Annotated in this window: 16 protein-coding genes; 2 read left to right on the forward strand and 14 right to left on the reverse strand. The window is 44.1% G+C overall.

Features of this window, described 5'->3' with window-relative positions:
- Positions 1-2: 2 nt before the first annotated feature.
- From AC5FX4_RS21965 to AC5FX4_RS22025, 13 genes are all read right to left on the reverse strand, one after another.
- Positions 3-710: a CIS tube protein gene (locus tag AC5FX4_RS21965; RefSeq protein ID WP_493608552.1), complete on the reverse strand. Its 708-nt coding sequence runs from the start codon at positions 708-710 to the stop codon at positions 3-5.
- On the reverse strand, positions 711-887 hold the full coding sequence (locus AC5FX4_RS21970) for a hypothetical protein (RefSeq protein WP_493608553.1): 177 nt from the start codon (positions 885-887) through the stop codon (positions 711-713).
- A 3-nt stretch (positions 888-890) separates the two neighbouring features.
- Complete coding sequence (locus tag AC5FX4_RS21975) at positions 891-1,379, reverse strand: phage tail protein (RefSeq protein ID WP_493608554.1); 489 nt, start codon at positions 1,377-1,379, stop codon at positions 891-893.
- A gap of 74 nt (positions 1,380-1,453) precedes the next feature.
- Positions 1,454-1,918, reverse strand: a complete 465-nt coding sequence (locus AC5FX4_RS21980; RefSeq protein WP_493608555.1) for a phage tail protein — start codon at positions 1,916-1,918, stop codon at positions 1,454-1,456.
- Between the two features lie 23 nt (positions 1,919-1,941).
- On the reverse strand, positions 1,942-3,345 hold the full coding sequence (locus AC5FX4_RS21985) for a phage tail sheath family protein (protein ID WP_493608556.1): 1,404 nt from the start codon (positions 3,343-3,345) through the stop codon (positions 1,942-1,944).
- Between the two features lie 448 nt (positions 3,346-3,793).
- On the reverse strand, positions 3,794-4,384 hold the full coding sequence (locus AC5FX4_RS21990; RefSeq protein WP_493608557.1) for a LysE family translocator: 591 nt from the start codon (positions 4,382-4,384) through the stop codon (positions 3,794-3,796).
- A gap of 77 nt (positions 4,385-4,461) precedes the next feature.
- Entirely contained in the window at positions 4,462-5,634 is a 1,173-nt protein-coding gene (prpF, locus tag AC5FX4_RS21995; RefSeq protein WP_493608558.1) for a 2-methylaconitate cis-trans isomerase PrpF, read from the reverse strand.
- Between the two features lie 63 nt (positions 5,635-5,697).
- Positions 5,698-8,289: a Fe/S-dependent 2-methylisocitrate dehydratase AcnD gene (gene acnD / locus AC5FX4_RS22000; RefSeq protein ID WP_493608559.1), complete on the reverse strand. Its 2,592-nt coding sequence runs from the start codon at positions 8,287-8,289 to the stop codon at positions 5,698-5,700.
- A 72-nt stretch (positions 8,290-8,361) separates the two neighbouring features.
- Entirely contained in the window at positions 8,362-9,483 is a 1,122-nt protein-coding gene (prpC, locus tag AC5FX4_RS22005; protein ID WP_493608560.1) for a bifunctional 2-methylcitrate synthase/citrate synthase, read from the reverse strand.
- Between the two features lie 89 nt (positions 9,484-9,572).
- The gene (gene prpB / locus AC5FX4_RS22010; protein WP_493608561.1) at positions 9,573-10,463 is read right to left on the reverse strand and encodes a methylisocitrate lyase; all 891 of its coding nucleotides are present in this window, start codon (positions 10,461-10,463) and stop codon (positions 9,573-9,575) included.
- 11 nt (positions 10,464-10,474) lie between these two features.
- Positions 10,475-11,140 (reverse strand): GntR family transcriptional regulator, encoded by a 666-nt coding sequence (locus tag AC5FX4_RS22015; RefSeq protein ID WP_476289516.1) that lies wholly within the window; start codon positions 11,138-11,140, stop codon positions 10,475-10,477.
- A 249-nt stretch (positions 11,141-11,389) separates the two neighbouring features.
- Positions 11,390-11,776, reverse strand: a complete 387-nt coding sequence (locus AC5FX4_RS22020) for a diacylglycerol kinase (RefSeq protein ID WP_493608562.1) — start codon at positions 11,774-11,776, stop codon at positions 11,390-11,392.
- Positions 11,777-11,965: 189 nt separating this feature from the next.
- On the reverse strand, positions 11,966-14,002 hold the full coding sequence (locus tag AC5FX4_RS22025; protein WP_493608773.1) for an LTA synthase family protein: 2,037 nt from the start codon (positions 14,000-14,002) through the stop codon (positions 11,966-11,968).
- Between the two features lie 150 nt (positions 14,003-14,152).
- Between AC5FX4_RS22025 and AC5FX4_RS22030 the strand changes: the two genes are divergently transcribed.
- A complete protein-coding gene (locus AC5FX4_RS22030; protein ID WP_493608563.1) occupies positions 14,153-14,923 on the forward strand; it encodes a substrate-binding periplasmic protein in 771 nt (256 codons plus the stop codon).
- Between the two features lie 83 nt (positions 14,924-15,006).
- Here the strand turns inward: AC5FX4_RS22030 and AC5FX4_RS22035 are convergent, their stop codons facing one another.
- On the reverse strand, positions 15,007-15,216 hold the full coding sequence (locus AC5FX4_RS22035; RefSeq protein ID WP_476289520.1) for a cold-shock protein: 210 nt from the start codon (positions 15,214-15,216) through the stop codon (positions 15,007-15,009).
- A 509-nt stretch (positions 15,217-15,725) separates the two neighbouring features.
- On the opposite strand from AC5FX4_RS22035, the gene AC5FX4_RS22040 reads away from it, so the two are divergent.
- Entirely contained in the window at positions 15,726-16,799 is a 1,074-nt protein-coding gene (locus tag AC5FX4_RS22040; protein WP_493608564.1) for a PAS domain-containing protein, read from the forward strand.
- Positions 16,800-16,822 lie beyond the last annotated feature (23 nt).

Raw genomic sequence — 16,822 nt, forward strand, 5'->3', positions numbered from 1 at the left:
ATTCAATATCCCAATGGAGGAAAGATGAGATTTTCTCCGCTTTCCAATTTTCTAAAGTTATCCAATTGATTTACGCGTGCAACTTCAAGGTAATAGCGAGGGTCTTGGTAAATTTCAAAGGTTTTGAATGGCAGTATCTCTTTGCCATGTACCTGTCTGATATGACTGAGATCAGGAGAATTCTTTTTGACTTTCGTGTCTCGTTGTTTCTTTGATAAACACTCTACAAACGTACAATTTACCTCTGCATGTATCGGTCTAGCTTGTTTATCCGCTGACAAAATTTGATAATCAATAGATTCCAATCGACAATAAAAACCGCCGCTCACAGAATCTCCTAACGGCATATCTCCCCATTTTAGGATTAAATAATTTGGTTCATGAGAGCTGTCTTCCATGGTGTATAACAGTCTGAGCAAGCGTTTTATCTGTTCACTAACATCAGGCGTGTTAACTTTAAAATCTGCGAGGCTATTAGATTCAAATGTTTCGACAATAAAGCGCATTGATGCACGCGTTGTATTACTGCGCTGATAAGTTGTATCGCCACTAATAGAATTAAGCGAGCTTGGCATGCTGTAACTGTTAGACGCGCTAATTTGCAAAGAACTTGGTTCACTTTCAAGCTGAATAAGTTTTGCTTTGCCTGTACGGTTAATGTCCTTGAACGCCCGAATTTCCACAGGTACCCTTGATGCTACTATATTCATCTACCACTCCCGTTCTCTCTCGTTAAGCGCTCGCTCAACAGTCTGCTCAACCAACGCCTGTATTATGATCAAATCCTTTTCTTGTAATGCAGAGCTTACTTGAGCCCTGTCAGTGTCTGGCAACTTTTTCGTGCCCAGTTGCGCTGTCATTGTTAAGTTATCTATTTCAATTGCCATGTGCTATACCGAAATTTCACTCACCTGAGCATATTTATAGGTCATTGATTCAATTAAAACTTTACTGTCATCCGCGTTCATGGGATCCCACTGCAATGACTCCAAATAAGCCTTTTTGATCAACCATGCGCGCACCGGATAACCCTCTGGTGCCATAAGCGTCAGTAAGATCCGACAGCGCAATGCTTTGGTCTTCCAAAATTGCGCTTCGAGGTGTTGAAGATTGGTTAACACAGAGCCACTTATACCTGGTAATAGAGTGCCGTCTTTGAGCACATTCATTATGCCCCTTTTCAAAGTTAAAGCGTGAAACGCATCACTGGCGCCAATGATAGGTTTGGTGTTTTTTTCAGTAATATCGCGGCTAATTTGTAAACCTGATACTTCCTGAAATCGAACATCCGTTAAAAGCGGCATTCCTCCGGCAAAAATCACCACGGCAAAGCGATAATTCACTAGCGGCTGTAAAGGAAGGCTGGGTATATCAAACATAAATAAGGCCTTTTAGATAATCAAAGGCGAAGCAAACGCTACGCCTAAAAATTAAAATGAATAACAAAGCCTTATTAAGCTTGGTACTCTACAGTAATGCTATCAGCTCGCAGATCGACTGACTCAAAAGCGACTTGACTGCTCGACGCATCCAAAGTTGGCCCAGTTAGCTTAGTTGGGAATGCCCCAGAAACTGTCCATGTTAATAACGGTTCCAGTGGTGCCGGGCTTTCAGGGTCAACTTTATCTGGGCGTGCGCCTACTAGGCTAATAACGATTTGGCGCTTTTCGACCATGTTGCCATTGACGCTACTCAGCCACTTGAACAGCTCACTGTGTTTATCGCCGATACCGCGTTTCAACATAATATTGATGTCTGTTTGCTGCCCTGGCATATGCACTCGATTTCCTTCACCGTCTTTGTAAGTGATCGGTTCATATTCGATATCTAATCCTGATACTTCAGAAAAAGACATATCTTCGCCATTCAAAGATACTTTGAATCTATATGCATTAAGTGGGTAGTACGGTTGTGTCATTTGTTTACTCCAAAGTAGTTGAATTAGCTAGAGATAGATTTGTGCGAGAAGGTCAACACAATAAATTCTGCTGGACGAACAGCTGCAAGACCAATTTCAATATTGAGATAGCCATTGTTGATATCGCTTTCTGTCATGGTTTGACCTAAACCAACATTGACAAAAAATGCCTGATCCGCGCTACTTCCAAATAATGCACCTTGTTTCCAAAGGCTTTCTAAATAGCTCGAGATCATGGTTTTAAGTTTGAGCCAAGTAAAACTGTTATTTGGTTCAAAAACGGCAAATTGACTGGCTTGCTGGACAGACTCTTCCACCATGTTGAACAAGCGTCTGACCGGAATATAGCGCCACTCGTTATCGTTACCAGCAAGCGTTCTAGCTCCCCATACCAATGTGCCTTGACCGGTAAATGCACGGATCGCATTAACCGACTTACCACCAACCGTATCGACGTTCATCGACTCTTGAGCGACATCATCAATCACGCGTGTCGGCTCAAAAACCTGACTAACCGATACATTGGCTGGCGCCTTCCAAACACCGCGCGACTGGTCAACTTGTGCGTAAATGCCCGCCATCGCAGCTGATGGAGGCAATACCAGATAATTTTTCGCCAGCGCTTTTTCCATGATGGACGCTTGTTCATCACCATCCTTTTTGTATTCAGCAAGACTCTTTTCCCCCATTTTTGTTTCAGAGGGGTCATAACTGCGCGCCATGGAAGTTTTCAAATAAGGGTAATAAGCAGCACCATATTTTAGGTTGTCCTTGCCCAGAGCTTGACGCATTCCATTCATGTACTTTTCAACGAGGTTGTCAGCTGGAGAGAGCGCTTTTTGGTCGTCTAGTACATCAATTAAAGCAAAACGATCTTTGGTTTCGGCGCATTGCTTGAGCGCAATTTGACACAGTTGATAATACTCAGAGTTTTGAAAAGGGGATTCTTCCGTACCATCACTGATCAGACGTATTGCATCTGACAGTACCAATAAGGTGACTTCATCAACTTGCTTGACGGCTGCTAGACCTGCTTCGTAATCATCTTTTGTAGGTTCAATGCCATAACCCGCTTCAGTGCTGCCACCAACACTAGTGACGTAACATGCACCACCGCCATTGGCAAAAAAGTGTTTAACGCAGTGGTACATAATATTCTTCGGTACTGCACGATAGTCTGCACTTTTATCAATTTCACCGGCGGTCGTTATGGTAAATACTTCAAGCTCTGGTCCGCCAAATACGGCTTCGTATTGAAGCATCGAAGTGATGCGTATAGGCTTATTAAGAAGAGAGGTTTCTCCATCTTGTTCAAGTTTTTTGTCGGTTGCGCCAACAAAAGCGGGGATAGCTGTCGCTACCTCAGCAACCGATGGAGGAAAAATTGACTTTTCCTCTACGTAAACGCCTGGCGTTTTTTTTTGCATAGTATATTTCCTTTTTTCAATCCCAAGCAGGGATCTGTGTTAGTTAAGAAATGATTACAGATTGATTTGATTCAGGCGGAAGCCTAATAGGTTGTACCCAAATCATTTAAGTGATGTTTGGTGTGTTAAAAGAGTTAATTAACTACCGACATGTTTTACAATAAGACGAACCTACACAGGCTTCTTTAGTGCATTCGAATTGAAGTTTGCGATGACCAAATTGGCCACTAAGCTGTTATTAATGTTAATAAGGGCGCTTTACACCGCTTAATGGCTTAGCCCCCTCAAGACTATTTTCAGAATACGTAAATACTACCCTTTTTCTTAAAAAGGAACAGGTCAAAATTTACCTGAACACTCTAAAAATTAACATTTTTATAAAAAACGTAAATAACCAATTTGATCTGCATTGCTGTAACCATATTACTCAGATGAATTGAAAAAGAATCTACTTCAGCAAAACCATACACACACTCAACAGCAGCGCAATTGCAAACCCTAAGCGGAGCATTTGTGTTTTTCTTGGTGTATTAGATAAAACGCGCGCTTTGGCACCAATACACAACCATACGCTATCCACCAACACGGCAACACTAAAGCAAATGAGCAAAGTAACCAATGCATTAACTGCCGGGCTAAACTGCGTCAGCATGTTGTTGGCAAATATCGCTAAAAACGCTGCATAAGCTTTGGGGTTTATGAGGTTTAATATAAAGCCATCTTTAAAGCGTGGTGCACTGCCTTGCACACTGCCAATGCCGCCTTTGGCTGTGGCAATTTTATAGGCTATGTAACATAGATAGGCCGCTCCGAGCACTTGGCACACTTGCTGCGCGAGAGGGTAAGTATTAAACAAAGTGCCCAGCCCAGCGGCAACTAAAGCTATCACAACCAACAAACCAGCAAGGATCCCCCCTAAAAAACCTGCGCCTTGGCGAACACCAAAACTTGCTCCCACGCCTGCCAACGCTAAAGGAGCAGGCCCCGGAGAGCCCAGTAATAACGCCGTGGTCATGGCCAATGAAATTATTGCGTCCATATACTTCCTTAAAAATATGGATAAAAAAGGCCCTCACGCGGGCCTTGGTAACATTACAAGTAGAAAAGAGTGAATGCTTAGTCTTGCGGAACGCGCACCGAGCCTTCCATCAAGACTCGAGCGCTGCGGCTCATAATGGCTTTTTCTGCTAGCCACTGACCATTAACCAATTTTGCAGCAGCGCCAACACGAAGCGTGCCAGATGGGTGCCCAAAGGTAACACTTTCGCGCTCGCCACCACCGGCCGCTAAATTCACCAGCGTACCGGGAATAGCCGCAGCAGTGGCGATGGCAACAGCTGCCGTGCCCATCATCGCATGGTGCAACTTGCCCATTGATAGTGCACGAACACACACATCAATATCGTCGCAATTAATTTGTTTACCGCTTGAAGCCACATAGCTCTGCGGGCCACTGACAAAGGCTATTTTCGGTGTATGCTGGCGACTTGCCGCTTCTTCTAGTGAGCTGATCAAACCCATTTTCAGCGCACCATGGGCGCGAATGGTCTCGAAGCGGGCTAGCGCTTGTTCATCATTATTGATGGCTTCTTGCAGCTCAGTGCCGGTATAACCCAATTCATCAGCATTAAAGAACAAAGTTGGGATACCCGCGTTGATCATAGTTACTGCAAACTTACCAATACCAGGCACGTCTAGCATGTCAACTAAGCTACCTGACGGAAACATCGCGCCTTCACCGTCGGCTGGGTCCATAAATTCCACCACCACTTCGGCTGCAGGGAATGTCACACCATCAAGCTCAAAATCTCCGGTTTCTTGCACTTCTCCATCAGTGATTGGCACATGGGCGATAATGGTTTTTTTAATGTTTGCTTGCCAAATACGCACCACAGCAATGCCGTTTTCTGGAATACGGCTTTTGTCCACCAAACCATTGCTAATAGCAAATGACCCAACTGCCGCAGTTAAGTTGCCACAGTTGCCGCTCCAATCAATAAATGGTTTGTCGATAGCTACTTGGCCAAATAAATAATCCACATCGTGATCTGGTTGTGTGCTTTTTGACAAAATCACCGTTTTGCTGGTGCTGGATGTCGCGCCGCCCATGCCGTCGGTATGTTTTCCATAGGGATCGGGGCTTCCAATCACGCGCAGTAACAACGCATCACGCTCAGCACCTGCGGTTTGTGCTTGCACTGGTAAATCGGTGAGGTTAAAAAACACCCCTTTGCTAGTACCACCACGCATGTAAGTAGCTGGTACCTTTATTTGCGGTTTAAAAGACATGAAAAGTTCCTTCAAAAAGCCTAAAAAAGGCCCTGTATAGAGGGCCTAGTCATTTATTTTGAGTTATGCGTTTGCTTCTAAAAAGTCTTTTGCAAAGCGCTGCAAAACACCACCGGCTGAGTAGATTGACACTTCTTCAGCGGTATCCAAACGACATGTCATGGGCACTTCAATGCGCTCACCATTTTTGCGGTTAACCACTAAAGTAAGCGTTGCACCCGGGCTTGGTTCACCTTCTACATCAAAGGTTTCGGTGCCATCAATGCCCAGCGTTTTGCGCGTTGTGCCCGCTTTAAATTCAAGCGGTAACACACCCATACCAATCAAGTTAGTACGGTGAATGCGCTCAAAACCTTCTGCGGCGATCACTTCAACCCCCGCTAGGCGTACGCCTTTGGCAGCCCAGTCACGAGATGAGCCTTGGCCATAATCTGCGCCCGCCACAATGATCAATGGTTGCTTACGCTGCATGTAAGTTTCAATGGCTTCCCACATGCGAATTTCTTGGCCTTCCGGCTCAAGACGCGCCAATGAGCCTTGTTTCACTTCGCCGTTGTCATCACGCACCATTTCGTTGAATAACTTCGGATTTGCGAACGTAGCACGTTGCGCCGTTAAATGGTCGCCTCGGTGCGTTGCATACGAGTTAAAGTCTTCTTCTGGTAAGCCCATTTTTGCCAAATACTCACCCGCGGCACTGCTGGCCAAAATGGCATTTGAAGGAGATAGGTGATCCGTGGTGATGTTATCACCGAGTACCGCAAGTGGACGCATGCCTTTCATGGTACGCTCGGCCGCCAATGCGCCTTCCCAGTATGGTGGACGACGAATATAAGTACTCATTTCACGCCAGTCATACAGCGGGTTATTGTCTTCGCCGTAATCTACACTCAAATCAAACATAGGCTCATACACTTGGCGGAATTGTTCTGGTTTCACACTTTGTGCAATCACCGCATCAATTTCTTCATCCGTTGGCCATAGATCTTTTAACGTTACTGGGTTGCCTTGTTGATCATGCCCTAACACGTCTTTTTCGATATCAAAACGGATAGTACCCGCAATCGCGTAAGCAACCACCAGCGGTGGAGAAGCTAAGAATGCTTGTTTTGCATAAGGATGAATACGGCCGTCAAAGTTACGGTTGCCTGAAAGCACAGCCGTTGCATACAGGTCGCGGTCGATAATTTCTTGCTGAATTTGTGGGTCAAGTGCGCCACTCATACCATTACAAGTTGTACAGGCAAATGCCACCACACCAAAACCAAGCTGCTCAAGCTCAGGTAATAACTTAGCTTCTTCCAGATACATTTTTACCGCTTTTGAGCCCGGTGCTAGCGAGGTTTTCACCCAAGGTTTACGGATCAAGCCTTTGGCATTAGCATTACGCGCCAATAAACCTGCAGCAATCACATTACGCGGGTTACTGGTGTTGGTACAACTGGTGATAGCTGCAATGATCACCGCGCCATCAGGCATTTTACCTTCTTCTTGTTCTACCTTACCTGCAATACCCGCTTTGGCTAAATCTGCAGTAGCTACACGTTTATGTGGGTTTGAAGGGCCAGCAATATTGCGCCCTACCGATGATAAATCAAATGTGAGTACGCGCTCATATTGTGCACTTTCAAGGCTGTCAGCCCAAAGACCGGTATGTTTGGCGTAGTTTTCAACCAAGCGTACTTGTTCATCGTCTCGGCCTGTGAGTTTTAAGTAATCGATGGTTTGTTGATCGATATAAAACATCGCAGCCGTTGCGCCGTATTCAGGGGTCATGTTTGAAATAGTTGCGCGGTCACCCAATGTTAGGCTTGATGCACCTTCACCGTAAAATTCTAAATATGCGCCAACCACTTTTTCAGCGCGTAGGAATTCGGTGATGGCTAATACAATATCGGTCGCGGTAATGCCCGACTGTGCTTTACCAGTAAGCTCTACGCCCACAATATCGGGTAAACGCATGTACGATGCACGACCTAACATCACACTTTCCGCTTCAAGACCACCTACACCCACAGCTATCACGCCTAGCGCGTCAACGTGTGGGGTATGACTGTCGGTACCCACTAGGGTATCTGGAAATGCCACACCATCACGAGTATGAATTACTGGAGACATTTTCTCCAAGTTAATTTGGTGCATGATACCGTTACCCGGCTGGATCACATCCACATTTTTAAAGGCCGTTTTGGTCCAATTGATAAAGTGAAAACGGTCTTCGTTTCGTCTGTCTTCAATGGCACGGTTTTTCTCAAAGGCATCTTTTTCAAAACCCGCATGTTCCACTGCCAATGAATGGTCAACAATCAGCTGCGTTGGCACCACAGGGTTTACCTTGGATGGATCGCCACCTTTTGCAGCTATCGCATCACGCAAGCCAGCCAGGTCAACCAACGCTGTTTGTCCTAAAATATCATGGCAAACAACACGCGCAGGAAACCAAGGAAAGTCTAAATCGCGACGGCGTTCAATAAGTTGTGTTAGGCAATCGTCAAGCACTTGTGGCTCACAACGACGCACTAAGTTTTCAGCCAGTACACGTGACGTGTAAGGCAAGGTGTCGTAGGCACCTGGTTTAATGGCATCGACCGCTTCACGCGTGTCATAAAAGCTCAATTGCGAATCGGGCAGGAGCTTGCGGTATTTGGTATTCATAACTACATCCAGTGGAAATTGATGACGGTGTTTGGAAGATGCGGCCAAACTAAGTTGGCCGCGACACTAAATTTAGCGCTGTGAGATTGGCGTTACTGGGCGTAACTCTTCACCCGTGTATTCAGCAGATGGACGAATAATACGGTTATCTGCGCGCTGCTCCATCACGTGTGCAGCCCAACCCGTTAAACGTGACATCACGAAAATCGGTGTAAACAACTTGGTTGGAATACCCATAAAGTTGTAAGCCGAAGCGTGGAAGAAATCTGCGTTACAGAACAACTTCTTCTCGCGCCACATCACTTCTTCACAACGCACAGACACAGGGTAAAGTACAGTGTCACCCACATCGTTTGCGAGTTTTTCTGACCATAGTTTGATGATTTCGTTACGTGGGTCGCTTTCAGAGTAAATCGCGTGACCAAAGCCCATGATCTTCTCTTTGCGTGCCAACATGCCCATCATTTTCTCTTCTGCGTCATCTGCCGATGTAAAGCTTTCAATCATTTCCATTGCCGCTTCGTTCGCACCACCGTGCAGTGGACCACGCAACGAACCAATGGCACCCGTTACACATGAGTGCATATCAGACAGTGTTGAAGCACAAACACGCGCTGTGAAAGTTGATGCATTGAACTCATGCTCAGCATAAAGAATGAGCGATACGTGCATAACACGCTCATGCAATTCATTTGGCTTTTTGCCATGCAGCATGTGTAAGAAATGCGCACCAATTGAATCATCATCAGTTTCAACGTCAATACGCACACCGTCGTGGCTAAAGCGATACCAGTAGCAAATAATGCTTGGGAAACACGCTAACATGCGGTCGGTCACTTTGCCTTGAATATCAAAGCTTGTTTCACCCTCTAAGTTACCTAACATAGAACAGCCAGTACGTAATACATCCATCGGGTGTGCATCTGCTGGAATACGCTCTAACACTTCTTTAAGCGCTAATGGTAAACCGCGCATTGAGCGAAGCTCGCTCTTGTAGCTGTCTAATTCGGCTTGTGTTGGTAAGTGACCTTTTAAGATAAGGTGTGCCACTTCCTCAAACTGACAATGTTCTGCTAAATCTTTCACATCATAGCCACGATAAGTTAGACCCGAACCTGATTTACCCACTGTTGAAAGTGCTGTTTTCCCTGCTACCTGACCTCGAAGGCCCGCACCGCTTAGTACTTTTGCCATTTTTGTCTCCTGATTCTTCTACCTGCTGGATAATTATTTTGTATGCGATAACGCGTGCGTTATCGCGAATGTATTCTTTTCTGTATCAATTACTTGTTTTTGCCTTGCGCAAATAATGAGTCAAGTTTTTGCTCGTACTCGTGATAACCAAGATAATCGTATAAATCCATACGAGTTTGCATGGTATCTATGACAGCTTTTTGGTCACCGTCGTTTAAAATGGTTTGATAAACCAGCTCTGCCGCTTTGTTCATGGCACGGAATGCGCTTAGCGGGTACAACACCATGTCGACGCCCCACTGACCTAGTTCTTCTTTGTTCCAAAGCTCGGTTTTGCCAAATTCTGTGATGTTGGCAAGAATAGGAACATTGAGCGCTTCGCTAAACGCTCTATAGTGCTCTTCTGTTTGCACCGCTTCGGCAAAAATACCGTCCGCCCCTGCTGCCACGTAGGCTTTTGCACGCTCAATAGCCGCTTCCAAACCTTCTTGCGCAAATGCATCGGTGCGCGCCATGATGAAAAAATCAGGGTCGGTGCGTGCATCCACTGCGGCTTTGATACGATCAACCATTTCTTCGGTCGATACGATCTCTTTATTTGGACGGTGACCGCAACGTTTTTGCGCTACTTGGTCTTCCATATGCACCGCTGCTGCACCGGCTTTTTCCATATCGCGAATGGTTTTAGCAATGTTAAAAGCGCCGCCCCAACCTGTGTCTATATCCACCATCAAAGGTAAATCACAGGCTGCGGTAATACGTTGTACATCAGCAACCACATCATTTAACGACGTCATTCCTAAATCAGGCAGGCCATATGATGCGTTTGCCACACCACCACCAGATAGGTAAATCGCTTGATGACCAATCTTTTTCGCCATAATTGCCGAGTATGCATTGATGGTACCGACGATTTGTAATGGTTGATTGGCTTTAAGTGCCTCGCGGAACTTTTTACCTGCGCTAGTAAATCCTGTCATGATGATCTCTCTTATAAACTGTGTTGAAGTTTGGCTTCGATATTATTTTTAGAATAAGTGATATGTCGACGCATCAGCATTTCGGCAAGCTCGGGGTCACGATTGCTAATGGCTTGCACAATATGCTTATGTTCATCAAATGCTGTGGTAACTCGCGGCCCGGCCATGCCAAGTTGCACACGATACATGCGCACCAAGTGATATAAGCCATTCACTAGCATGGAGATTAAGTGCGCGTTTTTACTACCTTGAATAATGCGGTAGTGGAAATCTAAGTCTCCCGCTTCTTGATAATACAATTTGGCGCTTTTGACTTTGTCAGATTGGCTATTGAGTAAAGCATTGAGTTCAATGATCTCTTGTTCACTCATGTGCTGTGCCGCAAGGCGTGCTGCCATGCCTTCTAATGCTTCACGCACTTGGTAAAGCTCGATTAAACCTTCGGGTGACAGCGATACCACTCTCGCGCCCACGTTGGCTTTGCGCTCAACGATATTGCACGCTTCTAAACGATTAATCGCTTCACGCACAACGGCACGACTGACTTCATACTTTGTCGACAATTCAGTTTCACTGAGTTTAGTGCCCGATGGGATAACACCTTCGACAATTTCCTTTCTAAGGCGGAAAAATGCTTTATCTGAAGAAGTTACCGCTTGTTCTTGAAAAAACTCCATCTTGAACTTGGCTCTGTGAATCTAAATAAGTTGTAGACAATATAGTGGTGCTTTACGTTGACGTCAACCTGATTAAGGTAAGATTGTCGACAATTTAATTTATAATGCTTATAAGTTTGCTGAATAGGGAAAGGAATACCGAAGTGACCAGAGATTTAACGAGAAAATATAAAAATAAGCTCCATCGCCATGGAACTTATTAAGATCATGTTAGTCACGCACAGGTAACTGCGCTGTTTTTCGAACCGACTAGAGCGAAAAGTAGTTAACGTAAAAACAGCTACCCCATACGCAAATAAACACAATGAGTGACACCAGCACGCCTGCTGAACCTAAATCTTTCGCCAACCCAGAAAGTGGGTGGATCTCAAGGCCTACTCTATCCACTGTGGCTTCAATGGCCGTATTGACAATCTCAGCAAACATCACAAAAAGTGTTGCACACAACAGCATCACCTTTTCATACAAGGAAAAATCAACACTGATAATAACCCCAAATGTGATGATAAGCAGCACCAACTCTTGACGAAAGGCAGACTCATTTTTTGCTAACCACTTTAGCGCTCGTGCTGAATGCGTGGATGCCAAGTAAACACGTTTGAATCCAGTGGGTTTGTCACTACTATCAAATTTCATTGAGGTCTCCAAGTTGAGCGAGTTTTTGATACTGGCAAGTTGCTAAAACATCTTGACTGGCATTGTAAGTGGCACTGCTAACTTGCGCCAAGCGTGAAAATATCATTTTCTTTACTGCCGTTGTTCAGAGCTATCACATGGTCCAAGCCTTCACTAAAAAGGCGACTATCATTCGTTTTATTGTCACTATTATTCATTTCTAGGTAAGCTGAGTGTTTGGTCTGTAAGCACCTTTGCTCCCACATGATTAAGCGATGCGAACGATAGTTTGTCACCGCTAGCAGAAGTGCGATATAACTGCTGCTGATAAGCCATCGAGCTAAACAGCACATGCGCTAACGCTTTCTCTTTGATTTTTTCTAAGCCTGATGTTGGCGCGATTTCTTTTTGAAGTTTATTGTGTATATCGTATGACCAATAACTAACCTCTTTACCCGGCTGCAGTACCGCTGCTTGATCATCTTCAATGTAGGCGTAATTGTCGTAGTACTGCATCATAGCGCGCTGCTTTGGGTAGGTTTTGGTCAAGTCAAAGCCGACCATCGGCGAAGGTGAATTCACACCAATGAGAGACAGCAATGTCACTGGTAAATCTATTTGGCTCACTAAACGTGTGTCTAACTTTGCGTCAAACTCACTATTTAAAATAACGGCAGGAATGTGAAATGACTTGATTGGAACAGGCTCGCTACCAAACACCCGCACGTCATGATCGGCGACCACCAGAAATACCGTGTTTTGCCAGTAGTCACGCTGTTTTGCTGTGCGAATGAACTTCCCCAGCGCATAGTCTGCATATTTAATAGCAAGGTCTCTTGGCGGGTTGTCACTATTAAACCCGTCATCTAAGGTAACTTTTCCAGCAGGGATCTCAAACGGATCGTGATTACTGGAAGTAAATATCAGACTAAAAAATGGTTGCTGCGCATTTGCAAGCGTCGCTAATTCTTTGTCCGCTTGATTAAATACATCTTCATCACTGGCACCCCAAGAAGCAACAAACTCGGGGGATTCAATATCATTGATATCGACAATATCGCTAAACCCATTACCAAGAAAAAAGCTCTTCATGTTGTCAAAGTGACTTTCACCACCATAAATAAATTGTGTGGTATAACCCTGCTCAGTAAGTGCACTGGCAAGCGTGTAAAATTGACTTTGTGATTTCGAGAGCTTGACCACAGAGCGAGAAGGCGACGGCAAAAACCCAGTCAGCACCGCTTCAATCCCTCTCACCGAGCGCGTGCCAGTCGCATACAGATTTTTAAATCCCCACCCTTGTTGATACAGTTCATCAAGGTTAGGCGTAAGCCCTACTCCACCTAAAGACCCTACAAATCGCGCGCCAAGGCTTTCTTCTAAGATGATCACAAGGTTCTTTTTAGCGCCACTATGAAAGCTAGGTTCTTGCGATAAGGTAGGCAGCGCTTCACTAACAAAACGTTGTTTATAAGATGCCTGTTTAACGATTGTGGTGATATCTTGCGCAGGTAAAGCACCGTAAAGTGACGACGCATTGGTCTCGTTATGCATGTTTTTAACCGCAAACGCCACGCTATATGGCGAATTAAGCGTGAGGGAATTCACCAATGAATCTTGAGAAAAATACACCAACGCAGGGTTTAACGGTCGATGGCCCAAAGTGCCACGTGCAAAGGCAAAAAGCACAATAAGTAAGGCAAAGTTGTAAAGTGCAAAGGGAAGTTTATCTTGTCGGGTTGTTGAAACGTTTACTCGTAAAAGCGCCCGATAAGTCAGCACAAAAACACCTGTACATATCAATAATGTGATCACCACAGTAGCCAGATGCCCTGATAACAACATCGAAAAAACTTCTTGTGGGTAAGCCAAATATTCCACAAACAATCGATTTGGGCGTACGTCATATTGCATGATAAATGCGGGTGTTGCCGCTTCACACAAAGCAACCAGCGTAACAACAAGGCAAACATAAATTTTAATGATATGGCCAAGCCAATTTTTGAGTTTGCTAGGGGTAATAAGCTGTAGGAAAAATGCCAGCACGACTGGTAGCAATAAATAAGCCGTCGTACTTAAATCAATGCGGATACCGCCAATGATTAATTCAAACACCTCACTACCCGACACTCTGGCACTTTGCCATCCGCTTAAAACCAACCTACTAACGGAGAAAGTGAACAGCAAAATCACGCCACCCATTATAAGCGGCTTTATTTGCTGAGCGTATTTAATCAAGCTGTTCATCATGCATTTATCATTTTGAATTTTTCCTCAAGTTAGCGAACTAAACTTAAGGAAAACTTAAGGTTTGATAATTGCTAAAACGCTCAACATTTACTTGCATCGCAATACAATTTGCTAAACTTTAAGGATAGAAAGCCAACAGGTTACACTGTGAGAAAACCAATTACATTATTGTTATATCAAGTAAAAACTAACTTATTAGTAAGTGCGGCACTGTTGATCAGTTGCATGGCTAATGCCGAAAAAGCCCCTCATTTCACAATAGTCACGGAGTTATCTCCTCCGAATCAAACCCTTGAGAATGGCATTGTGGCAGGCACCAGTACTGAGTTAGTTAAGCAAATTATTGGCCATGCCAAGCTGCAGGGTGATTATCAACTTTATCCGTGGGCACGGGCCTATAAACTGGCGAGCAGCCACAAAAATACCTTAATTTACAGCATGGCTAAAACCCCAGACAGGACTAACCTGTTCCACTGGATTGGTCCCGTTGCCATGTTTCATTTAGGGTTTGTTACTAATGCCTATCGCAATGACGTGAGTGTTAATTCATTGGCAGATGCCAAACAATACCGTTTAGCAGTACAACGAGGAGATATTGCGGCAGATAAACTAAAAAGTTTTGGCTTTGACTACGTTCTCACAGCCGATATTGAGCGATCATATCAGCTACTTGTTGCGAATAAAGTCGATTTGGTCCTAGATGACCCAAGATACTTAAGCGCCATGGCTGAGTCGCTCAACTTGCCTAAAGAACATTTCAAGTTTTTATTTGCTGTTAATGATCTGTCCGTCAGTGGCTACTTGGCTGCAAGTATTGGCACGCCGGAACCACTGGTTGCGAAGCTAAAAGAGGCATTTGCCGAAATCCAAAAGACGCCCACCTACCAGCAAGTGCTACTTGCTGTGCCAACTCGATAAAATCCACCTTTTCATCAGTTTCAAAACAGTAGGCATAAAAAAAGCAAGCTTGAAGCTTGCTTTTTCTCTTAAGCATAGATTGCTTAGATAACTGTGATGTTCTCAGCTTGAGGACCTTTTTGGCCGTTAGCTAAAGTAAACTCAACACGTTGGCCTTCAGCTAGTGTACGGAAACCGTCACCTTTAATTGCGCTGAAGTGAGCAAATACGTCTGGGCCATTCTCTTGTGCGATGAAACCAAAACCTTTTGACTCGTTGAACCACTTAACTGTGCCAGTTACTGTATTAGACATATCGATATATCCTGATTTAAAAATTAAACTATGCCCATCTGGGCGCATAGAGCAAAAATTAGACGGTACTTAAAAACTTCAGGACGGTACTACAAGTATGACTTATACAACAACGTAATGGAGATTTATAAACACTGACATATTTTTTGTCTAGGTCCAGTCTATCCATATGAGACCCCAAGTCAATCAATTTTGCGACCAAACAAATTAATTTTCTGTTACAACCTCTTGTATACACTTTGACCAACAAAAATAATTAATAACATGGAATTAACCACCTAATTTTTTATAAGAAAAACGAATTAATTCTTAATTTATTTGGTATTAATCCCTATCTAATTCGCATCTTTTTACAGTCAGACATATGGCTCTATGCGCTGAACTGCTCTTTACAGTAAAATTTTATATGATCTGAACCGACCACAGACAGGTATATATGAGTATGTAACTCACTGCAATTTAGTCTACTTTTAACAGTACTAACCGCCCATTCACATAGAGCCTACACCATGACAAATATGATCACGAATATGGAAGAGTCACTGTTCTTTAGCAAGTTAATTGATCAGTGCTCAGTTCTGGATTTACTCAAACAGCTATTGATGCATTCTCACCATGCCATCGTGATCACGAATGCCGATCAACAAAATGGTTATCCAATTGTGTATGCAAACGGCGTTTTTTGTCGCCACACGGGATATGAACTTGCTGAATTGGTGGGACAATCTCCCTCTATTTTACAAGGTCCTGAGAGCAACAAAAGGGTAATAGCGAAGATAACGCCATCGCTGAAAAAACATGGCTATTTTTATGGCGCATCCATCAATTATCGCAAAGACGGCAGCATCTATCCTGTCGAATGGAACATATCGGAGATCAAAAACGCCAATGGGGACGTCACACACTATATTTCCATGCAAAAAGACCTCTCCAATATGAAGCGAGTTGCAGAGCAAGTTAGAGAGTCCAACGAAGTATTCAAACGCTTTTATCAGACTTGCTCAAACAGCTCTGCCGATATACCAATAGAAAGTGAAGTGGTAGAAACACTCAAAAGCAATGAAAAATTGTATAACGGTAATTTACGTTCTGACGACAAAGTAGAGCTATTTGAAGAAGCCTTTTTTGATTTTTCTCCCGGTGAAATGGGCGCGTTAGGCAATAAAATCAAAAAATCCCCCGTAAGCGCCGAGCTGTTTTGGCTAGAAAGCCCCATCAGTGATGAAGATATTGAATCAGTGACCGAGTCTATCAAAGAGTTAGAAGCTGAAATCGGCTTAGGCGAGGCATTAAACAGAGCACCTAACCTACAGCTCATTGCCAAATACATGAAAGAAGTGGCAAATAACCTCTACTTCTGCGTCGAGTTTAATGACGGCGCGCTCATGATAGACGAAGTCGCCAACGAGCTATGCAAAATCGAAGACGCAAATACAGTTCCTATGGCAATACTTGCAACATTTTGCAAAGACATCGCACAGTGGGTTGAAGAAGTTTTTGTTGACAAAAGCGCCGAAAATATTTTTAACGGTGAGAACAACACCATTGCCGCGGGTAATCAATTGCTGGCGTTTTTGAAATAACCCGCTACTCCTCTTCTAACTTA

The organism is Pseudoalteromonas sp. ATL1, from assembly GCF_058933015.1.